This is a genomic window from Acinetobacter sp. WU_MDCI_Abxb74 (genome assembly GCF_025513915.1).
Classification (GTDB): Bacteria; Pseudomonadota; Gammaproteobacteria; order Pseudomonadales; family Moraxellaceae; genus Acinetobacter; species Acinetobacter calcoaceticus_C.
Genome location: NZ_JAHPRP010000013.1, coordinates 22,934 through 46,603, shown reverse-complemented (window position 1 = coordinate 46,603; position 23,670 = coordinate 22,934). Strand labels below are relative to the sequence as shown.

Genomic DNA, 23,670 nt, shown 5'->3' with positions numbered 1-23,670 from the left:
TTTTAGTAGTAATTACTTAGATATCTACTAAATTCAGATAGGCCAAATAAAAAGAAATTAAACAGGATTATGCCCCCAAGGATACGGAGGTCGGCCATGCGACAGTTTACGTCTCTTCATGTAGCGATAGCGCTTGGAAGCTTATGCTTTTCTTCAGCGTATGCTGCGTCTACATTAGTCCCTATGTCAGATTCGGAACTATCCGCAACTCGTGGCCAAGCCTTAATGAGTATGTCTTATATTGCGCCTACTGACTCTGCAAATTTAGAAAAACTACGTGACAGTAATAGTAACGTAGGTTTTTATAAATTGGGCTTAGATGCTGATTTGGAACTGAACGCGAATATTAAAAAATTGCAGCTTGGATGCGGTGGAGCTAATGGTGCGGGTGCATGTGATATTGATATCGATAACTTAAGTCTAAGCGGTCTTTCAGATACTAACGATGGTCGTGCTAGCTCTTCAGCAAAACTAACCAACCCATTTATTGAATTTGCGATTAAAAACCCGAACAGTGCATCGACTCGTGAAGTTGCTGGGGTGAGATTAAGTGCAGAATCCATTCAAGGTCTACTTACTTTTGGTTCAGAAAATACAACTACAAAAAATGGTATTAACTCTTTTAGTGGTTATATGGTGACTCAAGCGACTGGAGGTACGGTTAGTACTTTACAAGCAGTGTCAGGACAAGCTGGATTAACTCAAACAAATTTAGGAACAGCAATTACCGGTAAGGTAAAAAGTACAACAGGGTTTATTACAGCAGACTTCCAGACAACAAGTTATGATTTAGGCTTAAGTAGTGCTTCTGGTAGTTTATCTTTACCTTCCCAAGTTATTTCTGGAAAACGTATTACGACGGCTAATTTAACAGGTACTGCTGTAGTTAGTGGAATTAATTTATCAGGCCCTATCCAGGCAAATGCTCAAGCATGGGGAGCTATCCCGCTTACTATTAGTGGGAATCTGTCTGGTACAATTAATAATTTAGGTGTAAATGTAGCTGTTAATGAGGATTTAGGATATTTCCATAAAGTTAATTTGAATGGTACGGCGGCTTCTTTATCATTACAAGGGCAAAATTTACAGTGGACAGGAGCAAAGTCTGTTTCTCAAGCGGGCTGGTGGTTAGAATTATCAAATCCAATTGATATTGGTGATGTAACCCCTCAATCACAAGTTAAAATTACGGATGACGTGGTAAAAGCCACTTTAGGTAAAGTTAGCCAGTATTTAACTGCTAACCCAATTGAGTGTGGAGCTTTGGCTCTAAATTGTATATTGGGAGATATTAATGTTCAATCAGTTGATTTAACAGGTCAGTACGTTCCTATGAATTTGACGAATTTAGTCTTAAAAAATCAGAGTTTTGCTCCTAACTGCTATGGAAACTTAAAGTTCTGTTAATTTTAAAAGAATGTTATAGCTGATACTTTACATTCATCGGAAAAGTAATTTTTTACATGCTTTTTTTTGCATTTGTGCAAATATTCCGCATAATAGAAATGTGGAAAGGTTGGCAATATCTTTTAGATTTGCCTCATTGTCTAAGGTGAAAAGGATAGATTCACCAGGCATCAAGGATTGTTAAAGAAAAATAAATATGGTGCGCGGCATCGTATAAAACAGGAAGGTCAAGATGACTACACTTAATTATACGGTAAGGTTTCAAAAAACCGTTTTGGCAAGTTTAATCGGGCTTTGTATAAGCCAATCTAGCTTCGCACTCGAAGAACTTTCAGATGCGGGCTTAAGTGAAACTACAGGTGAAGGTATTGCTATCTTGCCACAGAATGCTTATATGGTATTTCGTGGCGCAGGGGCTAATGAAACCTCTAGTCAGATATTAACGGATCGTACTAAAGATACGGGTTATATCAATTATGTACCTGTTGGCCCTTTAAGTATGACAGCAGCAGATACTAATAAAAATGGTTCGGTTGATTCTGGTGATCGTGCGGTTGGTAAAGCAGATATTTTTCTTTATGGTTTAGCACTTTCTAAATCCGATAATGATACGAATAGCCGTATCGCTTCTACTGACGCGGCCGCTGCAATTTCAAGCTGGGGCACTGCCGTCAACCCATGGATTTTTAAAGTTGCGACAGAAAACTCAGTACCTAACTTTAGTGCGACAAATTGTACTGGCGCGTCCGATCCAACTTGCCAAGTCACTTATTTAGCTTTGGAAGCCCCTTTATATGAGGTTGGAACGAAGGACTCTGCCGGTATAGATGCTTATAAGCTGAAATTAGGTTTATGGTCAGATATTTTTGTCCGAAATCCAAATAAAATAAATGGTGCAGCAGACCAATTTAATTATGGCGACTCAAATGGTTTAATTGGTACCAGTACCGATGCAAGCCGTGCAAACCGTCTTCGTTTACAAGGAGTTTGGAATAACTTTAGCTTAAATGGCAGTCGTTTACAGCTTTTCCAAACATTAGGGGGCGCAACATCTGCTGGAGGGATGAGTCCTTTTTATAATGATACTTTGGGTTTAGCTGGAGTTATTCGTTTAAACAGCGGTGATGCATCCAATTTAAGAGCAACCATTACTTCAAATACCCCAACCTCCACAGTGGGGCCATGGGTAAATCGCTATAGCACCCAATATACGGGTGCGCCAAGTAATAGTTCACCTAGCTCAGATTGGTTATATCGTATTCGTAGTCAGACTACGACTGTTACTTCAACGGGTTCATGGACCGCGCCAACTGACAGTGCTATGAATAATGTTTTGCGTTTGAGTACACGTGAGTCTGGAACTACTCAAGGTAATTTGGTAACACCTGCAATTAATGGTGGACTTGCACCAACCTTTGATGCGAATGAAGGTTTATATCTCTATAACCCAAATATTAACCTTGTATTAGGTTCTTTATATCAACCATTGGTTTTAAGCTCAGATGGTAAAAACTTTAGTTTAGAACTTGCTCGTATTCCGAATAAACCAGAAATTTATAAGAAGATTTATACAGACTATAGTGGTGCCGATACTAGTTATTTAGGCTCTACATGTAATATTTATCAATGTGGTGCGAATGTAACCTTAGGCGGTAAAACTTACCAAGGTTCTAGTGCAACGCATAGTAGTATTTCAATTGGTTCCACAGTTTATAATGCAACGAATAATACTTTAGAGGCATTTAAAGGGAACAGTACACAAGATGCGGTTGGTATTTCTTTTGGTAAATTACCTACAGGTACTGTGGCGGCTATAACGCAGACTAAAAACTTTTACCAATTGCAAAATCAAGAGCGCCGTGCAGGTAGTTATAGTTGCGGATTTTTGAACTTAAGTACTTGTTATGATACATGGCAATACCGGACAGCAACAGGCTGGACTGGAAATGCGGGTTCGGGTTTAAGGTTTGACTCGCAAGGCGCTAACTGGGCTAATGTAGATAGTACTGCTTATTATAATCCGACAGTAAATAATACTGGTTATACCTTAGCCGATGCGGGGAATGGAGCTCAGTACACTGTGCCTAATGGTACGCCTTTACCAGATGCACTTTATAACAATGGACGTTGGTCTACTACCACTCCAAATGCAGATTTGAACACCTATAAGCTATCTGGAGCACAAATTAGCTCAGCCATTACTAATAACATGGGTTCAGCTGTAATTGATGGTGTATTAATCCAGCATTTAAAACTGACAACTAAAGGCTTATAAGAGGAGGATAATGATATGAAAAAATTAAGTACTTTAATCCTCACTCTTTGTGCAACGGTTACTCATGCGGAGCTGCAAACTTTAGATAATGAAGCTTTGCAGGCGATTAATGGACAGGCCGGTGCTGATTTATCTTTGATGCTCAATTTAAACCAGACCAGTAATGGTATTTTTGACAATGGTAGTGGTGGTGTCTGTGAGAACGTCGAGTTTTGTCATATTGGTTTGGCGATTAACAAACGTTTTGTACAAGCAGATGCGAGTAAGCCAAGCGGTTGGGCTGAAAACAGTAATAGTGGTAATAAACTTTGGTTGGTATTTAAAGGTGTACAAGGAACTTTAAATATTCAAAAAATGGGGTTGGATGGCGCTGATTTAAAGTATCTGGATAAAAACAATACCGAAATGATTAAGCCTGCTATTCAGCTTAGTTTTAGCGCAGCACAGCCAATTTTAATTCGTAACTTTGGTTTTAATGCTTTATCAATTGAGCAAGATAACTTTACCAGCTCAACAACAGTGCAAGGGTCGAGCGCAAATATGTATGATTATGCATATTTCAAAAAAACAACGTATGCTGCGACTGCTAATAGTGGGAACCAGCAAGTTGCTACAGCTACGCCTTCTGCCTATGACTATGGACGTGAAACTGGTTTTATGGGCTTAATGATGAACGGGAACTTGGCTATTCAAGGAAAAGTCATGGTCTTTAGTTGTGATGGTAGCCATCCTCGTTGTTAAGGGTTAATGTAGATTTCAAAGGAACTGAAGTGATGAAAAAAAATAAAGAAAATCACAGCTCAAAGTTTATTTTAAGTACATTAACAACCAGCATGTTGTTAGTGAGTGGACAAATTTATGCTTTAGAAGCTTTAACAGATGCTGATTTGAGCGCCGTTAATGGACAAGATGGAATCTCGATTCAAACTACTTTTAACGAAATCAATATTGATAATGCTTACTGGGATGACCATGCAGGGACATCGAGTAGTGCAGATCAGGTCTTAAGAGCTCGAGCGAGTGGTGTAAAAGTCCAAAAAAGTAATGCATCGAATCAGCCTTTGAGTACAAATTACCGTTTAGATGTGGGGAGTAATCCAACTACGGGTAAAACTGGGCTCGACTTTTCTATGCAAAGCAGTCCATCACTCATTACTGTGAATAGTTTTAAAGTATGTAATACCTCTGCTACTTGCTCGCCGACAATGGGGCAATTAGCGATTCAAACGACTTCCCCTCTAAATTTGGCACTTACCACCCAAGATGGTCTATTTAATGCAAATAGTCAGTCAAGCATGACGCTTGGTATTAATAATGCCAATATTTATTTAGGGCAATTAGATGTTCGTAGCCAGTTAAATCAGTTAATTTTAAGAAATTTTAACTTTAACTTTGTCGGTAAAGGGGCCATGCTGATTGACCCAACTCGTGGTGTCGTTTTACAGACGAATACGGGAACAAATATTGCTGGTGTAGGGCAAACTCCGAATAGTACCTATGGTTATGTCGATTTTAACCGAGTAGCAGATTCGGCTTCGGGTTTAACAGCAGGTACATATGTAGACAGTAGCGGAAAAGTAACCAATTCAGGCCTGAATATTGAGGTCATGTTAAGTTCGAATGTAGATAAATCTAACCCTTATGCTTTAGATGCAACCAATAGCCCTCAAAATGCGAAAGGTTTGATTCGTTTAGGTGCTAGCGGACGTATGGTAAATAGTTATTTACAAGTCCGTGGTGTAGATGGTACTTCAGATACAACAATATTAGGTACGGCAAATACCGCTTCGGGTACAGCTTCAAGTAATAGTATTTTAGGTAATTCTGGAATTGCCTTTCGTATGAAAGGTGAATTCACCAAAGATAATGATTCAATGCTAGGTGCAGATGGCAAAGCAACCACTTTAGAAATTGGTGGAGCGGGTCTTAATGCTTACGGTTTCGAGTTTGGCAATTTAACAGGACTTAACTCTGCTACACGTGGTTATTTCGATAGTGGAAATATTTATCTAAATCTTGCAGATACAAAAACCTTATTAATGCCAACCAATGCAACCTTAAACGGAATCCGTTTAGGCAGTGGTACTTTAACAACGGCTGCCGATTATCAGCATAATATTCACCGTGATACGGTTACTAATCCATTTAGCTTGATTCTTGCGATGCGTGGAGCAGAATTTCAAGCATTTTCAAGACGCGGTCGATTTACGACAAGCGCGAATGTCGCTCCTGCCAATCAGTTTGCAGACAATGGTGCAAACAACCAGTGGGGCTTAGCATTACCTTTTTATAACTTAAATGCGAATGCTGCTGTTTATGGTTTAGATGCTCCTGCAAATAGTGCTTATTACTATACAAAAGATGCGAATGGTAAGCCTGTTCAGAATGTTGTTGCGACATCTGGAACGACTTCTCGCTTAGGTTTTGGTATTGCTGCCGGAACGACAGGACGTGATGCGACTGGAACCAAAACGACCTCTGTATTATTGATTGATGGTTCTCCAAATGCCAATAATGCGGGTAATCCAACTGACTATTATATGGGGCTACGTAATATTGATATGTTCCTCAAAGGTAATGGAAGCATTGGTTTAGAAAATGGCAGTCTTAATATTAGTTTAAAAGAAATGCTTCTTGCTTTATCAACTGAAATTGCAGCAGGGTATCTACCAGGGGCAAAATATAAAACTTGTCCAGCTACAGGTTCATGTACTTCACCTGTTGATAATTTCGCAAAAAACAATGATGTCTTATTTGGTTTAAAACTGCGTTTAGGCGGAGATCTTAACTTATCAATTGTACCAAACAGTTCAATTGCTGATGGTAGTGCTCTAACTGTACTCGGCGATTTCACAATGCCTGCCACAGCAACAGGAAATACAGTTCAGATTAGTGATCCGATCGATGGCTCTGCAATTGGCTTTGATAATATTACAGGAAAGCTTGCGTTTAATTCTGCTTTGGTTGTTGGCAAAGATACCGCAAGTGGTTTAGGTAAAGTTGGTGTAAATACGGCGGTTTATTTTAATCCTGATAAGAGTATTGACGGTGCATTACGTGTTAAAGATATTAACTTCTATCCACCATCAACTGGTGCAGGTGCACGTTTAGGCGAGCTTGCCATTACTGGTGGACGTTTAAATAGTAGCTTCAGTATTGTGCCTAGAAATGGTGCTTTTAATTAATCAATTAAAGTGACGATTATCGTCACTTTTTTATATAAATTTTATTTTAGTGTGATTGGATTTACATTCGTCGGGTTATAGGGATAATTGCTTTGTACTTGAATATTATTCTGATAGTCTGAACAAATAATAAGCGTTTGTCTCTTAAGGATTAGAGCGACATGAAGAATAAAAATATAGGGTGCTGGTTGTTACTTGCCAGTAGCTCAAGTGTTTTTGCAATGCAGCCTTTGGATGATCAAAGTCTTGCGGCAACGACAGGCCAAAATGGTTTAACTTTAGGTATTCAAGCCGATAAAGTCCAATTTAATCAAGTTGCACTCATTGATACAAATGGTATTGCTTCAACTTCATATAATAGTAAGGCTGGTTTTGTCATTGCAGGGAATTCTACTAATCCAGTTCCCGGCATTGAATTTATTAAAGCTGCGATATCTAGTAATCCTTCTTTTAATATCGTAATGGATACTGATGCAGGCGGTGGAAATCCTTTTTTAAATTTAGCTGTATCTATGGGAAGTGATGTAAATGGTATTCGACTTTTACCATTTTCAGTCTATATGGCTCCAAGTGCATCTTTATCTAGTCCATCCGATTATGCATTAACGAGTTATGCACCAAAATCAATTTTTAGTTCGGGAACAACAGTAAATACGGGTGTAAAAGAACTAATCCGTTCTACTGGAAATCTAGATATTAACTTTGTACAAACCAATAAACCTCGTTTAAATATCCAGCTTGGTCATGCGGCTCAATCAGTGATGGTTAAATTTGGTGGGGCAATTCAATCTATTTGTTCTGCTGCCGATGGTTGCCCAATTACTTTGGTGTCCGATAACACTGGGGCAACATTTGGTTTTAAATTTGCAGGAACGAATGCTTCAACAGGTTTTGTGCTTGATGGTTTTTATGCAGGGGTTGATCCAACTGGATTAACTTTTGGTAATAACGGCGTGTCGAGTAAGTTCGATGCTTCACTTAACAATGTCACTTTAGGAAATATGGGAACCCAAAGTACAACGACATTTAATAATTTGCCTAATGGTTCTATGGGGAGTTTTGGTATTACTGGGGCGTCAGTGACTGACTTAAAAATGAAAGTCAGTGGCTTTTAGAAAAAATAATAACTTAACCTGAAATACGAAAGAGGGCGGTTGTGAAAACAATCGCCCTCTTTTTATAACTTTACTGCGTTAAATGTTTTCTGATCTGGTGTGTTCTAGCTGTTGAACAATTTCATCTAAAGCTTTAATACGTTTCACTTGGTCCCATAAGTTTTTAGCTTGGGGGTAGGCTTTGGTCATCATGCCTAACCATTGCTTATAACGACCAACCATACCAATTTCTGTTTTTGCTTGACCGTTTAAAAAGCGAATTTGCAAATCAACCAGTTGTTCCCAACTGAATAATGCCTCATTCATATTTTCACGAATGCATTGTGTTAAATCTGGGGTAGTCACAGCACCACGCCCAATCATTAAATCTTCGCAGCCAGATTGTTGCTGGCAAGCTCTAGCATCTGCATTGCTCCAGATTTCACCGTTGGCAATTACATTAATTTTTAATGCTTCTTTAATGGGAAGAATTTTTTCCCAATAAGCTGGCGGCGTGTAACCATCTGCTTTAGTACGGGCGTGAACTGTCAACCAACTTGCACCCGCATCTTCAACAGCATGGGCATTTTCCATGGTGTGATTTTCATCGAGATAACCTAAACGCATCTTTGCTGAAACAGGAATATGTGCAGGTACTGCATCTCTAACTGCTTTAATGAGCATATGCACAACATCGGGTTCATCAAGAAGAACAGAGCCGCCTCGGTGTCGATTTACAGTTTTTGCTGGACAACCGAAATTTAGATCAATTGCTGGCGCACCAAGCTCAACAACTTTCGCTGCATTTGCTGCAAGCATATCGGGATTGTTACCTAAGAACTGAACATGGACAGGTGTACCAGCTGCTGTTTTACCGTCATTTTTTAATTCTGGACAAAAACTATAGTAAATATGGTCTGGTAAAATGCTGTCTGTAACTCGAATAAACTCGGTCACACACCAGTCGAAATGACCAACAGATGTGAGTGTATCCCGCATGATCGGGTCAGTTAAACCTTCCATTGGAGCGAGTATGAGTTTCACAGTCTGTGCCACCTGAGCAAAAAGAAAACAGCGTTATACGGGATATGTATAACGCTGTCTAGTATCGATGAAATTTTAATTTATTTAACGACCCAAGATCATTTCAAGCACAAATTTACTACCAATAAAACCAATCGCTAAAAGTACAAAGCCGATTAACGTAAAACGAATAGCTTTCTGACCTCGCCATCCGAGTTTGTAATGGCCGATCAATAATGATCCGTAGATAAACCAGGAAATAATACTAAATACGGTTTTATGAGCGAGATGCTGTGCAAAGAAGCTATCGACAGTTAAAAAACCAAAAGCGAGTGCAATTGTTAATAAAATGAACCCAGTAATAATGAGGTCAAATAACAAAGACTCCATCGCCTGAATTGATGGCAGTAAATTGACCCAAAAGCGTTTTTTTTGTTTCTTTTTGAGTTCACGATTTTGGAACCATAGCAAAATAGCGTGAATGGTTGCCATCAGTAAAACTGCATAGGCTGATAAAGAAAGAATGATATGGGTATCAAGGCCTAGGGAATGTTGCTCAATAAATTGATCGGGTCGGCTGAATCCAAAACCTAAAATCAAGCCAATAGTTGCTACAGGAATGCCTAACAAGTTTAACGGTACAATGGGCCGAAAAATACTAAAAATTAAACTTAACAGCAACATAAGCCACGATGTAAAAGATACTAAATTAAAAACATCGTAGTTAATTCCGGCTGGTGTCAGCATGGCATGGCATAGAACTGTACCGTGCAACAGGAGTGCCAAAGTCGCAACAAGAGCAAATAACCATGGGTTTGGTTCACGTTTTGACATTAAACGAATGAACAGATACCAGAAAGAAGTGGTATATGCGATGAGTGCCAAAATTGTGTAAACCAAGGGGAGGCTAATCATGTCAAACCTTTTTCAGGATTAATTCATCTATATAAGATATAAATTCGCTGCGAACTAAAGTATCCTATAGCATTCTATGCATAAATTTTCTATTTCGAGAAAGATTTTTTTGCAACTAGCCATTTTAAGCGGATTTTGCAATGTTTGATACCTTAACAGAACGACTCACACAGAGTTTAAGAAATGTTACTGGCTCAGGGCAGCTGACCGAAGACAATATTAAAGATACCTTACGTGAAGTACGTATGGCACTTCTTGAAGCCGATGTCGCGTTACCTGTAACTCGTGAATTTATCGCGAAAGTTAAGGAAGAGGCATTGGGCCAAGAAGTGATGACTCAGTTATCACCAGGCCAGGCATTTGTAAAAATTGTCTATGACGAACTCACCAAGATGATGGGTGAGGCGAATGAAACACTTGATTTAAGTGCTAAGCCTCCCGTTGTTGTATTACTTGCTGGTTTACAAGGTGCGGGTAAAACGACAACTGCCGCTAAGTTGGCACGTTTCTTAAAAGAACGTCAAAAGAAAAAAGTAATGACGGTTTCTGCCGACGTTTACCGTCCAGCAGCGATCAAGCAGTTAGAAACTGTGTCAGCCGAAGTTGGTGCAGGCTTTATTCCTTCAGATGCTTCTGAAAAGCCAATTGATATCGTTAATCGTGCAATTGAACAGGCAAAAATCCAATTTGCTGATGTCTTGATTGTCGATACAGCAGGTCGTTTACATGTCGATGAAGACATGATGGACGAAATTAAAGCATTACATGCAGCTGTTAAGCCGACCGAAACTTTGTTTGTGGTTGATGCCATGACAGGTCAGGATGCGGCGAACACAGCTAAAGCCTTTAATGATGCATTGGCTCTTACAGGTGTCATCCTCACTAAAACTGATGGTGATGCACGTGGTGGTGCGGCGCTTTCAGTTCGTGCAATTACCGGTAAGCCAATCAAGTTCTTGGGTATGGGTGAAAAACTCGATGCTTTAGAACCATTCCATCCGGATCGTGTTGCCCAACGTATTTTAGGTATGGGTGACGTACTTTCTTTAGTCGAAGAAGTTGAACGTAAAATCGACAAAGAAAAAGCCGAAAAAATGGCTAAAAAATTGCAAAAAGGCGGCAGCTTCAATTTTGAAGATATGCTGATGCAATTTGAGCAAATGAATAAAATGGGCGGCATGATGGGCTTCTTGGATAAGTTGCCTGGCATGAGCGGTGCAGGAATTCAGCAAGCGATTGAGCAAGCGAATCCTGAAAAACAGGTCAAGAAAATGGAAGCCATTATCCAGTCTATGACCGTTAAAGAACGCCGTAATCCGGACCTTATGAACCCAAGCCGTAAAAAACGTATTGCTGCGGGTTGTGGAATGGATGTTGCTGAAGTGAACAAACTCATTAAGCAACAAGCACAAATGGCTAAAATGATGAAGAAATTTGCGAATCCATCGGGTATGAGCAAAATGATGCGTTCATTAGGCAATATGCAAAAACAATTTGGCGGCGGCGGTGGTGGCGGAATGGGTCCACTCTTTGGCAACAATGACCAAAAGAAATAAACTTATAAAATAAAAGGCGCATATAGCGCCTTTTATTTTGTCCTATATTTTAGTCTTTAGGATAATGAGCAATATATTGTTGTAAGCCTTTGAGCAAAAGATCTGTTTCTACAACAGGATCATATTTTTTCAAGAACTTGGCAAAAACAAATGCATCCCCACCCGTAAGAAGCAGTTTTTTCGGAGATTGCTGCATAATATATTCGATAGTACTAATAAGGCCTAACAAAATACCGTGATGGACTGCATCTACGGTGTTGTTGCCTGGGTTTAGATTATCAAAAGCTGAGTCTGGAATTTTAATGCCTTTTGTATTTTGAATGAGTGCATCGCGCTGCAGATAAAGGTTGGGTAAAATGTACCCGCCTAAATGTTGTTTGCCTTGCGTTAAATCAATCGTGAGCGCTGTTCCACATCCAATAATACAATAGTTTTCATCTGCTTGAGCTACAGCTAACACTTGTAACCAGCGGTCAATCCCGAGCTGACTTGGTACTTCATAGCCACACTTTAACTCAGCATATTCAGCATGAACTTTGGCAAAAACAACAGGAATCTCAAGCCATTTTAGAATTTGCTCAATACGCTGATTATTTTCGTTATCTAAGACTGATGACACCCCAATTCTATGAAGCCCTTGATGCTTAAAGTGTTGAATTAACCCAAGTAATAAATCGGCAGGGGATTGCAAATGCAGTTCTGCAGCATGCTCAATAGTTTGGTGATTTTCAGTAATCCAGTATTTTAAACGAGTGTTTCCGATATCAAGCCATAAACTTTTCATGGAGAAACACCTGTTTATTGATTGATCTGTGGTCTTAAGCGACCTTGATAAAACTGCTTAGGTTCAGGAGTTTCAAGTATGACAGCTCCATCATTGGAAATTCCAACAAAACGGCCTTCTACTAATCCTTGGCTATGCTCAAACTGCACGAATTGATTAATCCATGCAGCATGATGATTAAAACGACCAGCTAAATTATAACAACCATGATCAAACCAGCGAGCTGCATTTTGAATAGAGATATATAGCTCTGAAATGAGTTCAAGGCGGTTGTTTTGCTCTAAACCTAAGTCTTCTAAAGAGGTAATTGGCTGGTCACTGTCGGTTACTGGTGGCGTTTTTAAATTAATGCCCACACCTACAATAGCCTGATGTTGGGAAAGTGGCTCAACTAAAATTCCACCCCATTTACCCTGCGCACTATACAAATCATTTGGCCATTTCACTTGTAATCTTAGCGTCTGTAATTGCGGGATTTGTAAAATATTTAGAGCAACTTCAAGTGCTAAACGACCATCTAAGGGTGTTCGAGTTTGCACCAATGTGCTTAAATAAATGTTCCCTTCAGGCGAAATCCATTGCCGTTGATGTTGACCTCGCCCTTGAGTTTGTTGAGCACTGCAAACCAAGCCTGTTGTAATGCCTTTTTGGGCAATTTCACGAATATCATCATTGGTCGAAGTTGTGGTTGCTTTTAATAAAACCACTTCTGGAAGCTGGTTTTTTGCGTTTAAAAGTTGTTGTAATTGGCGAGTCTCTAAATCCATGTCGAATATGAGCAGAGTGGTAAAACATTTATGGAGTTAATCATATATTTACTCATTGGCGCAATTGCTGGTTTTACTGCCGGATTGTTTGGTGTTGGTGGTGGTTTAATTATTGTACCAATCCTCTATGTCGTTTTTACCCAGTTACACTATGACCCTGCAGTGATCATGCACATTGCAGTAGGAACTTCACTTGCAACCATTATCGTGACGTCTTTTAGTTCGGTTTCCGCCCATCATAAAAAGGGAGCAGTGCTCTGGCCTGTTTTTCGTAATTTAGCGCCTGGACTGATTATTGGTTCATTTTTGGGTGCTGGTATTGCAGACTTGATGTCGGGTCAACATTTGCAACTTCTTATTGGTATATTTGCCGTTTTTATGGCTTATCGTATGTTTAAGGGTGCTCATGTTATGGTTGATCCAAACAGCAAGCTTCCTTCGACATCAATGCAATTTATGGCTGGTGGCGGTATTGGAGTTGCTTCAGCAATTTTTGGAATTGGGGGCGGTAGCCTAACCGTACCGTATTTGAACAGCCATGGCGTCGTCATGCAAAAAGCAGTCGCAACTTCTGCTGCGTGTGGTTTACCCATTGCTATTGCTGGCGCAATTGGCTTCATGTGGTTTGGTGCAAAAGAACAAATTTCAGTACCTAACACGATTGGTTATGTACATATCTATGCTTTTATCGGCATTAGTGTTATGAGTTTTATTACAGCCAAGTTTGGAGCAAAAGTCGCTCATGCATTGTCACCGCAAATGTTAAAAAAATGCTTTGCCTGTTTGTTAGTCGTGGTGGGTAGTTATTTTATTTATAAAGGGATTACACACTAAAGAATAAAATATTAATCTGGCCAATACTCCAATGTAAGAGCTTGAATTTTTAGAAATTCGAGTTTTTTTTATTAAATAATATAAGTACATTCGAGGTTTTTATTCATCCGATTTTGGTGTTGTTTTTAAATGGGTTGGCTTAAAATGCAATGAAATTGTCAGACAATGACATAGTTTTTAATCGATGGGATCAGTTAAAAACAAGGATGCGAAAGAAAGGCATGGATTAATGCATATAAAAAGTAGCGGGTGATTTATGAATCTCGAAGAGACAGAAAGTCTTTCTGAGCAAATTGTCAAATATATTAGCGAACAGATCATTAGTGGCGAGCTGGTTGAAGGTGAGCGTATTCAAGAGCTACGTATTGCTAAAGAGCTTGACGTGAGCCGAGGATCAGTTCGCGAAGCATTGTTATTATTAGAGCGTACTCATTTAATTGAGATCTTTCCACGCCGTGGGGCAATTGTTTCAGAAATGTCTGCACAGCAGGTTAAAGCACTGTTTGACACAAATATGATGTTATTGGGGCATATTGTTCAACGAATAAGTGAAACATGGCGTGCCCATGAAGCAGACCAATTACAGTTATTGTTAGAACAACTTCTTGAGCATGTAAAAGCGGGTGATATCGAAAAATTTTATGATGGTGTTTTCCAATATCTAGCTGAACAGCAAGATATGGTCGGAAATCCTTATCTAATGAAGTTCTATAAAGAGCTGTTGCCTTCATTACGTCGTAGCTATTTTTTGACCTTAAATACCTCTAAGCGGGAACTGCAAGAAGCATTTGCTTTATTTAAACTCGTGACTGATGCAATTTTGATCCGAAAATCACAACAAGCCGCTTTATTTATGGAAGATTTTTGTCGACACTTACGCAACCTTGTGTTGGAATCGCTGACACGAATGAAACAGATTGAATTGGCTTGGGCAAGACGCTCACGCCGCTAGTTAGGGCATTATGCGTTTAAGCAGTTTAAAACTTTCCGGCTTTAAATCTTTTGCAGATAGTACAACTTTAAATTTTAAGGCTAACCGCACAGCAGTGGTTGGTCCAAATGGTTGTGGCAAATCAAATGTAATTGACGCCATTCGTTGGGTGATGGGTGAATCAAATGCTCGTCAACTGCGTGGTGGTAGCATGCAAGATGTTATTTTCACAGGTACAGCCAAGCGTAAGCCTGTTGGCGTGGCCAGTGTAGAGCTTCGTTTTGATAATACTTATGGCAAGTTAGGTGGAACCTATAATGCTTATAATGAGTTAGCTGTTCGTCGTCAGGTCACCCGTGAAGGTAAGTCAGAATATTTTTTAAATGGCACACGTTGCCGCCGTCGTGATATTACTGATATTTTCTTGGGAACAGGGTTGGGACCACGTTCTTATGCGGTGATTGAACAAGGCATGATTAACCGTCTGGTTGAGGCAAAACCAGAAGAAATGCGTATCTTTATTGAAGAGGCTGCTGGTGTTTCTCGCTATCAGGCACGTCGCCGTGAAACTTTACAACATCTTGAACATACAGAGCAAAATCTTTCACGTTTAGAAGATATTGCCCTAGAGTTAAAATCGCAGCTTAAGACGCTTAAGCGCCAATCGGAAGCGGCTGTTCAATATAAAACTTTAGAAAGTCAGATCCGTACCTTAAAAATTGAAATTTTGTCTTTTCAGGCAGATAAAAGCGTACGCTTACAAGAAGAATATACAGTTCAAATGAGAGAGTTGGGCGAGACCTTTAAATTGGTTCGTTCAGAGTTAAGTACCATTGAGCATGATTTAGAAGCGACCAGTGCTTTATTTCAGCGTTTAATTCAGCAATCTTCACCATTGCAACAAGAATGGCAACAAGCCGAAAAGAAACTGTCTGAACTTAAAATGACACTGGAACAAAAACAGAGTTTATACCAGCAAAACAGTACGACTCTGGTTCAATTAGAACAGCAAAAATTCCAAACTAAAGAACGTTTACAGCTTTCCGAACTACAGCTTGAAACGTTGAATAATCAGCTAGATGAACAAACTGAAGCCTTAACTGCAATTGAACATACTGCCACGGAAGCTGAGCAAAATTTTGCTGATTTACAAGCACAACAGCGACAAGCACAGCAACAGTTTGAGCAGTTAAAATCTCAAGTTGAAAAACAACAGCAGCAAAAAATGCAGATGTCTGCTCAAATTGAGCAATTGGGTAAAAATGTTTTAAGAATTGAGCAGCAAAAAGAAACCTTACAACATCAAGCAAGTCAGATTCAATCGCATGTTCATGAAGATGAGCAGGGTGAACTTGAACAATTACAAAAGCAGCTTTGCAGTGAAATTGCGGCGCTTGAAGCTGAAATTGAGCAGTTATCACAGCATTCGGAGCAGTCTCAACAGCAACATCAAGCAAGTAAAAATCAGCAGCAAACTCTGAAAACAGAAATACAGGTTTTGTTATCTGAACAGAAAAATTTAAATCAGCTCGTCGCAAAACAAAGTCCGAAACAGCATCAAGATACGCTACGCTTAATGCAGGCTTTGCAGTTAACAGAACAAGGTAAACCACACGCACAGATTATTGAAAAATTTTTAGCAAAATGGTTGCAAGCTCATATTCTTGAGACCGAACAAGCTTTTCAAGAAGGTATTTCACGTCAATTAAAGCCATCAGAGCAAACTGGCGAATTTGTGGTCGGTCTACCTTGCTTAAATGAATGGATTGCATCTCCAATACTATCAATCTTTTCGAATGTGGCTATTGCAGAAAATTTGACTCAAGCATTGAATGCACAAAAAGAATTAAAATATGGGCAGTCTATTCTGACTTTAGATGGTTATCATGTCGGACAGGATTGGGTCATTGCTCTTATGTATGATGACGAGAGTCAGAGCGCCCAAGGCATGCTCAGTCATCGCATTCGTCTAGATGAAATTGAACAAGCACTTGAAAAACAGCAACCCGAATTACAAGCATTAGATCAAATTTTAGTTCAGCAAAAAGATGATTTAGGGCAGTTGCAGACTGACGTGCAACAGAAGCAGCAAGTTGTTAAACAGAAACAAAAAGACTTACAACAGCTTGATGTGCAAATTGCTAAACAGCAAACAGCGGCACAAGCATTTTTACTGCAAAAACAGCAATTAAAAGATCAGCTAGCTCAGTTAGATATGCAGCTTGAAGAAGATGCAATGCAAAAAGATGATCTCGAAATTGATTTACATGCACTAGCCATCAAACTTGAAACCATTTTACCTGACTATAAAACTTTGCAATTTCGGGTAGAAGAGTTAACAGAGCAGCTAGAAGAACAACAACAAGCCCTGCAACATCAGCAACAGGAACGCGAAATTTTACGCCGTAATAGTACGCAAACGACTCAACAGATTGAGTTGCTTGAAAAAGATATTTCATTTTTACAAAGCCAATATCAGCAAATTGTGGCACAAATGGAACAGGCGAAAAAATTTGTTGATCCAATTCAATTAGAGTTGCCAAATCTTGAGTCAGAATTTCAGCAACAATTTGCTCAAACTGAAAAATTGCAAAAGAATTGGAATGAATGGCAGCTTGAATTAAATAGTGTGCAGGAAAAACAACAAACACTGACTGATCAGCGTCATCAATATCAACAAAAAGATGAACAACTCAGAGAACAACTTGAAGCAAAACGTTTGGCATGGCAAGCTGCTAAGTCTGATCGTGAACATTATCAGGAACAGCTTAAAGAATTAAATGCCGAGATTCAGAGCGGCCTACAAATTGATTTAGCTCAACATCAACAAAAGTTAGAAAAAGCTCAGCAGCAATTTGAAAAAATAGGTGCAGTTAACCTTGCTGCATCTCAAGAGTTTGAAGAAGTCTCTCAACGCTTTGATGAGTTGAGTCACCAAATGCAAGATTTAGAAAATACGGTGACTCAATTAAAAGATGCGATGAAAAGTATTGATCAGGAAACGCGTAAGTTATTTATGACAACCTTCGATCAAATTAATGAAGAGTTGCAAAATCTGTTTCCAAAGGTCTTTAATGGTGGTGAAGCAAGTTTAAGCCTTGAAGATGACTGGCAATCCGGTGTTAAGCTTATGGCAAGACCACCGGGTAAGAAAAACAGTTCTCTAGCATTACTTTCCGGTGGAGAGAAGGCTTTAACAGCATTAGCATTGGTATTTGCTATTTTTAGATTAAATCCGGCCCCGTTCTGTGTATTAGATGAAGTGGATGCTCCACTCGATGATGCGAATGTTCAGAGATATTGTAATTTGGTAAAAGAGCTTTCTGAACATGTACAATTCATTTACATTACACATAATAAGCTGGCGATGACCATGGCAACTGATTTGTTAGGTGTGACCATGCCTGAACCGGGTACATCAAAATTAGTCACTGTCGATTTAGAACAGGCAAAAGAATACGGGTTAGTTTCGGAGTCATAGAATGGAAATCAATACGATTATTGGCATCGTTGTTGCCATTGTTATTATGCTAATTGGCTTAAAAATGATTTTAAAAAAGCCAAACCACGCTGAACCCTCATTAGACAGTGATTTGCATATTAATCCTGATAGTAATCAACCGGTTATACCTCGCCATGTGCGAGATCAGCTTGAACAAACTGAAGCAGAAGCTGTATCGACTACTGTTGCAGAGCGGGTAGAACCGACTTTAAATGAGTCAGTACAACCACAAGTCAGTGAAACAAAACAAACAGAAATATCAGCTGTAGAACCAGCCACAACAACTCCATTAGAGCAAACTCAAGCATTGGTTGAAAATGCTTCTGAAGGCGAAATCAAATCTGAAAAAGCTGTAATAAGCTCTACCATTAACGCTGATAGTTCAGTTGAATTAGCTGATACAGTTTCGGTTAAATCAGAAGTTGAAACTTTGTCAGCAGAAAACTTGGAGCCTGAGAGCGAAAAGGCTGAGTTGAGTTTGAATCCAAATATTGAAACTGCCGAAATTGCTGAATTTGAAGGTGAGAGTAATATTCTGGATGTTCATTTACATGAACAGCAACGTTATGATGATGAAAGTGCATTAGCGGTGGCGGAACAGATTATTGCGTTAAATGTCTATCCGAACCCTCGTCGCGCATTGTCTGGCGATAAAGCACTTAAAGTATTGTTAAAATATGGTTTACGTTATGGCGAAATGTCATGTTTCCATCGCTATGAAAATACTGATGAGCCGAGCGTACTTATGTTTTCAGTACTGCGCATGACAGACAATGGACCAGCTGGGTTTGATCTTGAAACCTTATCTAGTGAACAAGTTCAAGGGTTGGCATTCTTCCTTGCGCTTCCAAACAGTAAAGCGGTTACTGGTTTTGACATGATGGCGAGTATTGCCGGTTTAATTGCTCGCGAAATTGATGGCAAAGTTTATGATGAAAATAATCTTGAATTTACACCACAGTTAAAAGAGCACTGGCGTCATCATGTGATTGATTATCGTCCGGCACATGCGACTGCCTAGTTTTAATTTTTTACGTTCGTTGCGATAATTGCAACCAATCTAGTCGCAGCTCAGGGTGGAGAAATTTCCACCCTTTTTTATGGTGAATAACATAATGGCAACAACTTCCGTGATCGAACAGATGCGTCAGCTTATTCAACTGATTGCAAAGCATAACCATGCCTATTACGTCATGGATCAGCCGACAATCTCGGACAGTGAATATGATCATTTATTTCACCAGCTAAAAGCTTTAGAAGAGCAATATCCTGACCTTGTTCAATCAGATTCACCCACAACAAAAGTAGGTGGTCAGGCACTCTCTAAATTTCAAAGTGTGACCCATGTAGTGCCTATGCTTTCTTTGGGAAATGTTTTTAATCAGGAAGATTTATTTGCATTTGCACGCCGTGTTGAAGAGCGCCTACCTAATCAAAAAGTACAATACGAAGTAGAATTAAAACTTGATGGCCTTGCGATTTCACTTTGGTACGAAAATGGCGTGCTAACACGTGGGATTACACGTGGTGATGGTGAAACTGGAGAAGACATTACCCAAAATGTCAAAACCATTCGTAATTTACCTAAAGTATTACATTCAGATCATTTTAAAATTCCACGCCTGCTTGAAGTGCGCGGTGAAGTACTCATGCCAAAGTCTGGCTTTGAAAAACTCAATGCCGATCAGGAAGCAAAAGGGGATAAGACTTTTGCTAACCCTCGTAATGCCGCGGCTGGTAGTTTAAGACAGCTTGATCCAAATATTGCAGCTGGTAGACCTTTGGCATTTTATGCGTATGGTATTGCACAGTGTGAACCGAATCATGGCTTAACGACCATGCATGATAGCTTGCAATGGCTAACGCAACTTGGATTTGAAATTGCTGAACGTCAATATCTGTGTAATTCAATTCAAGAAGTACAGCAGCGTTATGAACAAATTCAGCAAGAGCGTCCCGATTTGCAAGTTGAAATTGATGGGATGGTTGTAAAGGTCGATGATTTAAAGCAACAACAGCAACTTGGTTTCTTAAGTCGTGAACCACGTTGGGCAACTGCCTATAAATTCCCTGCACAAGCAGCCTTAACCACTGTCGAGCAAATTGACTGGCAAGTAGGGCGTACGGGTACTTTAACCCCTGTAGCACGTCTAAACCCAGTCTTTGTTGGTGGTGTGACTGTTTCTAATGTGACCTTACACAATATTGGTGAAATTCATCGTCTTGATGTACGTGTTGGCGATACGGTGAGTGTTTACCGTACCGGCGATGTTATTCCTAAAGTTGAAAAGGTCTGGCCAGAATTCCGCCCGGCAGAAGCAGAAATTGTGCATTTACCTGAAAACTGTCCTGTTTGTGCATCGCCAGTTGTAATGCCTGAAGGGGAAGCTTTGGCACGTTGTTCTGGTGGTCTTTATTGTGCTGCTCAGCGAATTGAAGCAATTCGCCATTTTGTATCACGTAAGGCTTTAGATATTGAAGGTTTAGGCGATCGTTGGGTGGAGTCTTTATTACACCTTGATTTACTCAAAGATGTTGCTGACATCTACCATTTACATGAGCACCGAGAAACTTTGCTTGGGATCGAGAAGATGGGCGAGAAGTCGGTACAAAATCTGATGGATGCCATCGAAGCCAGTAAAAAGACAACTCTTGCTCGTTTTATTTATGCTTTAGGAATTCGTGGGGTAGGTGAAACTACTGCCAGAATGTTGGCAAATACTTTCCAAACTTTAGAAGCCCTAAAAGCTGCCGATGTTGAAGCTTTAAAGAAAACACCGGATGTAGGCGATATTACCGCAGAGTGGATTGCTGACTTTTTCTTGGCGCCTCATAACCTTGAAGTGCTTGATCGCTTAATTGCAGCAGGAATTCATTGGGATGCACCGACCGCACCAACACGCCAGCCATTAAATGGCGAGAGTTGGGTTTTAACAGGCACACTAGAGCAAATGACACGTGATCAGGCGACCCAAATGCTACAAGCGTTAGGTGCACGCGTGAGCGGCAGTGTGTCGAGTAAAACCAAGTGTGTTGTCGCGGGTGAGAAAGCGGGATCAAAATTAGAAAAAGCTGCAAAGCTTGGTGTTTCGGTCATGAATGAAACAGATTTCTTATCACTTATGGCGAGCTATGGGCAGACTTTAAGCGAATGACAGTAGCGAAATAAGAACCATTGATTTTAGTTACAAATTAATAAACTGATGGTTTTAGACGTATTTAAACGCTTGACGGAAATTATAAATCAGTCAAGCGTTTCTTTTTGAAGGGGAAATTCAAATAACTTAAACTGCAAATGCGTATGTTTCTCATTTTAATTTGATAAAAATCATAAACTTAACTATTTTTCACTTTGCAATCATTTTTAAGATTGCCCATAATAGCCTCATACGATAGGAGATTTATTATGCGTGGCAATCCAGAAGTCATAGACTATTTAAATATGCTCATTGGCGGAGAGTTGGCTGCCCGTGATCAATATTTAATCCATTCTCGTATGTATGAAGATTGGGGTTTGAACAAAATTTATGAGCGTATCGACCATGAGATGCAAGAAGAAGCTTCTCATGCTGATGCGATTATTCGCCGCGTATTGTTTTTAGGCGCCAAACCAAACATGCATCGTGAAGACATTAATGTCGGTACAGACGTTGTTTCTTGTTTAAAAGCAGACTTGGCACTTGAATATCACGTTCGTGAAAAATTAGCGACAGGCATCAAACTCTGTGAAGAGAAGGGTGATTACATTAGCCGTGATATGTTACGTCAACAATTATCTGATACTGAAGAAGATCATACGTACTGGCTAGAAAAGCAATTACGTTTAATTGAGCTCATTGGCTTACAAAACTATATTCAATCTCAAATTTAATTATAGAAGACCCAGCACTAGCTGGGTTTTTTATGCGATATTTTTTATATTCAATTAAATTTATAAAAACTATTTTTGTCAAAATGAACATATTCAAAGCCTTACTACATAAGGCTTTAGCAGTTACAAAAAAGTCAGAAAAATTGTATCACACCCCCTGTTTTTTTTATGAAATTGGATATAATTTCGCCAACAAAACCCTTGCCTAGAAACTTCATGAGGCAAGGGTTTTTCTATGGAAAATCGGTTGGTATGGATCGCCAATGATTTTATGGTGAGCTCGCAAAATATGTTATTTACCAAACCTGCTGTTTTAGATACAGCTACTCTCTTAAGCACACAACGTCTAGCAACACGACTCAGCTTTTTTAGCTTGGGTTTTGCGACGGCAGCTTGGGCGCCATTGATTCCTTTTGCACAGCAGCGTTTAAACCTGAATCATGCAGATTTTGGTTTACTTCTCTTGTGCATGGGTATTGGGTCAATGATTGCTATGCCTGCTACAGGCGCTCTTGTAAAACGTTGGGGATGTCGTCCATTAATTGCTGTGGCATTAATGCTGTTAATGATGTTGTTGCCTAGCCTGACGATGTGGAACAGCATTGTAACGATGGCTGTGGCGCTATTTATTTTTGGTTCGGCAGCAGGATGTCTTGGGGTAGCTATAAATCTACAAGCCGTAGTTGTTGAAAAACATAGCTTGCGTGCATTGATGTCTAGTTTCCATGGAATGTGTAGCCTAGGAGGTTTAACAGGGGCAATGCTCGTAACTGCTTTATTGGCAGTAGGTCTTTCTCCTTTAATGAGTACGTTGTCTGTTGTAATGATTTTGCTTGTGATTGGTGCAGTTGCAATCCCTTCTTGTTTAACGTCTTTTGAACAAGATGAAAAACCGCACGTGGACACTACTGTTGCACCGAAAAAAAACTACCGACCTAACGGGATTATTGTTCTCATTGGCATGATGTGTTTTATAGCCTTTTTATCAGAAGGCGCGGCAATGGATTGGGGCGGTATTTATTTGACGAGCAAATATCAGCTTAACCCTGCTTTTGCTGGATTGGCATATACCTTTTTTGCACTTAGCATGACGACTGGTCGTTTTGCAGGTCATATCTTGCTTAAACAATTGGGTGAAAAATCCATCGTGACCTATAGTGCGATTGTTGCAGCAATAGGTATGGCTGTGATTGTTACTGCACCTGTTTGGCAGGTAGTAATACTGGGTTATGCGCTTTTAGGATTAGGCTGTTCTAATATTGTGCCAGTCATGTTTTCTCGAGTAGGTCGACAAAACGTTATGCCTAAGGCAGCAGCACTTTCCTTAGTATCAACCATTGCCTATACAGGTTCATTAACTGGTCCGGCTTTAATTGGTTTAATAGGTGAATGGACCAGTTTAGGTGCTGTTTTATCAGGTGTAGCAATTTTGTTGTCTATCATTGCCTTACTTAACCGTTTTACAATAATAAAAACGAGTTAACTTATAAATTGTCATATCCCTATAAGTGAACATCGAGAAATCT

Annotated in this window: 17 protein-coding genes; 13 read left to right on the top strand and 4 right to left on the bottom strand. The window is 39.6% G+C overall.

Annotation, left to right across the window (positions count from 1 at the left end):
• The first annotated feature begins 96 nt into the window (after positions 1-96).
• The 5 genes from KTH84_RS17000 (at position 97) to KTH84_RS16980 (ending at position 7,982) form a co-directional block, all read left to right on the top strand.
• Positions 97-1,407, top strand: a complete 1,311-nt coding sequence (locus tag KTH84_RS17000) for a hypothetical protein (protein WP_133975123.1) — start codon at positions 97-99, stop codon at positions 1,405-1,407.
• Between the two features lie 232 nt (positions 1,408-1,639).
• Positions 1,640-3,682: a hypothetical protein gene (locus KTH84_RS16995; RefSeq protein WP_262474388.1), complete on the top strand. Its 2,043-nt coding sequence runs from the start codon at positions 1,640-1,642 to the stop codon at positions 3,680-3,682.
• A 15-nt stretch (positions 3,683-3,697) separates the two neighbouring features.
• Positions 3,698-4,423 carry a DUF6160 family protein gene (locus KTH84_RS16990; RefSeq protein ID WP_262474386.1) on the top strand — a complete coding sequence of 242 codons (726 nt, stop codon included), beginning with the start codon at positions 3,698-3,700 and terminating at the stop codon, positions 4,421-4,423.
• Positions 4,424-4,455: 32 nt separating this feature from the next.
• Positions 4,456-6,867 carry a DUF6160 family protein gene (locus tag KTH84_RS16985; protein WP_262474384.1) on the top strand — a complete coding sequence of 804 codons (2,412 nt, stop codon included), beginning with the start codon at positions 4,456-4,458 and terminating at the stop codon, positions 6,865-6,867.
• Between the two features lie 161 nt (positions 6,868-7,028).
• Positions 7,029-7,982, top strand: coding sequence for a DUF6160 family protein (locus KTH84_RS16980; protein ID WP_262474382.1), 954 nt, complete (start codon positions 7,029-7,031; stop codon positions 7,980-7,982).
• 78 nt (positions 7,983-8,060) lie between these two features.
• Here the strand turns inward: KTH84_RS16980 and KTH84_RS16975 are convergent, their stop codons facing one another.
• Together KTH84_RS16975 and KTH84_RS16970 are read right to left on the bottom strand one after the other, a co-directional pair.
• Positions 8,061-9,005, bottom strand: coding sequence for a tRNA dihydrouridine synthase (locus KTH84_RS16975; protein WP_205675841.1), 945 nt, complete (start codon positions 9,003-9,005; stop codon positions 8,061-8,063).
• A gap of 84 nt (positions 9,006-9,089) precedes the next feature.
• Complete coding sequence (locus KTH84_RS16970; protein ID WP_262474379.1) at positions 9,090-9,899, bottom strand: inner membrane protein YpjD; 810 nt, start codon at positions 9,897-9,899, stop codon at positions 9,090-9,092.
• A gap of 140 nt (positions 9,900-10,039) precedes the next feature.
• On the opposite strand from KTH84_RS16970, the gene ffh reads away from it, so the two are divergent.
• Complete coding sequence (ffh, locus tag KTH84_RS16965; protein WP_075431239.1) at positions 10,040-11,455, top strand: signal recognition particle protein; 1,416 nt, start codon at positions 10,040-10,042, stop codon at positions 11,453-11,455.
• A 49-nt stretch (positions 11,456-11,504) separates the two neighbouring features.
• Here ffh and KTH84_RS16960 read toward each other — a convergent pair whose 3' ends face one another.
• Positions 11,505-12,239 carry a pantothenate kinase gene (locus KTH84_RS16960; RefSeq protein WP_262474376.1) on the bottom strand — a complete coding sequence of 245 codons (735 nt, stop codon included), beginning with the start codon at positions 12,237-12,239 and terminating at the stop codon, positions 11,505-11,507.
• Between the two features lie 14 nt (positions 12,240-12,253).
• On the bottom strand, positions 12,254-13,006 hold the full coding sequence (locus tag KTH84_RS16955) for a biotin--[acetyl-CoA-carboxylase] ligase (protein WP_262474374.1): 753 nt from the start codon (positions 13,004-13,006) through the stop codon (positions 12,254-12,256).
• 30 nt (positions 13,007-13,036) lie between these two features.
• Between KTH84_RS16955 and KTH84_RS16950 the strand changes: the two genes are divergently transcribed.
• The 7 genes from KTH84_RS16950 to KTH84_RS16920 all read left to right on the top strand — a co-directional run bounded on the left by KTH84_RS16950 (position 13,037) and on the right by KTH84_RS16920 (position 23,627).
• A complete protein-coding gene (locus KTH84_RS16950) occupies positions 13,037-13,840 on the top strand; it encodes a sulfite exporter TauE/SafE family protein (protein WP_262474372.1) in 804 nt (267 codons plus the stop codon).
• A 256-nt stretch (positions 13,841-14,096) separates the two neighbouring features.
• Entirely contained in the window at positions 14,097-14,792 is a 696-nt protein-coding gene (locus KTH84_RS16945; protein WP_042896883.1) for a GntR family transcriptional regulator, read from the top strand.
• A gap of 10 nt (positions 14,793-14,802) precedes the next feature.
• Complete coding sequence (gene smc, locus KTH84_RS16940; RefSeq protein ID WP_262474370.1) at positions 14,803-18,252, top strand: chromosome segregation protein SMC; 3,450 nt, start codon at positions 14,803-14,805, stop codon at positions 18,250-18,252.
• Position 18,253: 1 nt separating this feature from the next.
• The gene (locus KTH84_RS16935; protein ID WP_262474369.1) at positions 18,254-19,294 is read left to right on the top strand and encodes a cell division protein ZipA C-terminal FtsZ-binding domain-containing protein; all 1,041 of its coding nucleotides are present in this window, start codon (positions 18,254-18,256) and stop codon (positions 19,292-19,294) included.
• A gap of 94 nt (positions 19,295-19,388) precedes the next feature.
• Complete coding sequence (gene ligA / locus KTH84_RS16930; RefSeq protein ID WP_202743657.1) at positions 19,389-21,428, top strand: NAD-dependent DNA ligase LigA; 2,040 nt, start codon at positions 19,389-19,391, stop codon at positions 21,426-21,428.
• A gap of 251 nt (positions 21,429-21,679) precedes the next feature.
• Positions 21,680-22,144, top strand: a complete 465-nt coding sequence (gene bfr / locus KTH84_RS16925) for a bacterioferritin (protein WP_001214863.1) — start codon at positions 21,680-21,682, stop codon at positions 22,142-22,144.
• A gap of 289 nt (positions 22,145-22,433) precedes the next feature.
• Positions 22,434-23,627, top strand: a complete 1,194-nt coding sequence (locus KTH84_RS16920) for an MFS transporter (protein WP_262474436.1) — start codon at positions 22,434-22,436, stop codon at positions 23,625-23,627.
• Positions 23,628-23,670: the final 43 nt, after the last annotated feature.

Bases quoted from the DNA above. Each gene is read 5' to 3' on its own strand.
- KTH84_RS17000 (WP_133975123.1), top strand. From the start codon at position 97: ATGCGACAGTTTACGTCTCTTCATGTAGCGATAGCGCTTGGAAGCTTA.
- KTH84_RS16995 (WP_262474388.1), top strand. From the start codon at position 1,640: ATGACTACACTTAATTATACGGTAAGGTTTCAAAAAACCGTTTTGGCA.
- KTH84_RS16990 (WP_262474386.1), top strand. From the start codon at position 3,698: ATGAAAAAATTAAGTACTTTAATCCTCACTCTTTGTGCAACGGTTACT.
- KTH84_RS16985 (WP_262474384.1), top strand. From the start codon at position 4,456: ATGAAAAAAAATAAAGAAAATCACAGCTCAAAGTTTATTTTAAGTACA.
- KTH84_RS16980 (WP_262474382.1), top strand. From the start codon at position 7,029: ATGAAGAATAAAAATATAGGGTGCTGGTTGTTACTTGCCAGTAGCTCA.
- KTH84_RS16970 (WP_262474379.1), bottom strand. From the start codon at position 9,899: ATGATTAGCCTCCCCTTGGTTTACACAATTTTGGCACTCATCGCATAT.
- ffh (WP_075431239.1), top strand. From the start codon at position 10,040: ATGTTTGATACCTTAACAGAACGACTCACACAGAGTTTAAGAAATGTT.
- KTH84_RS16960 (WP_262474376.1), bottom strand. From the start codon at position 12,239: ATGAAAAGTTTATGGCTTGATATCGGAAACACTCGTTTAAAATACTGG.
- KTH84_RS16955 (WP_262474374.1), bottom strand. From the start codon at position 13,006: ATGGATTTAGAGACTCGCCAATTACAACAACTTTTAAACGCAAAAAAC.
- KTH84_RS16950 (WP_262474372.1), top strand. From the start codon at position 13,037: ATGGAGTTAATCATATATTTACTCATTGGCGCAATTGCTGGTTTTACT.
- KTH84_RS16945 (WP_042896883.1), top strand. From the start codon at position 14,097: ATGAATCTCGAAGAGACAGAAAGTCTTTCTGAGCAAATTGTCAAATAT.
- smc (WP_262474370.1), top strand. From the start codon at position 14,803: ATGCGTTTAAGCAGTTTAAAACTTTCCGGCTTTAAATCTTTTGCAGAT.
- KTH84_RS16935 (WP_262474369.1), top strand. From the start codon at position 18,254: ATGGAAATCAATACGATTATTGGCATCGTTGTTGCCATTGTTATTATG.
- ligA (WP_202743657.1), top strand. From the start codon at position 19,389: ATGGCAACAACTTCCGTGATCGAACAGATGCGTCAGCTTATTCAACTG.
- bfr (WP_001214863.1), top strand. From the start codon at position 21,680: ATGCGTGGCAATCCAGAAGTCATAGACTATTTAAATATGCTCATTGGC.
- KTH84_RS16920 (WP_262474436.1), top strand. From the start codon at position 22,434: ATGTTATTTACCAAACCTGCTGTTTTAGATACAGCTACTCTCTTAAGC.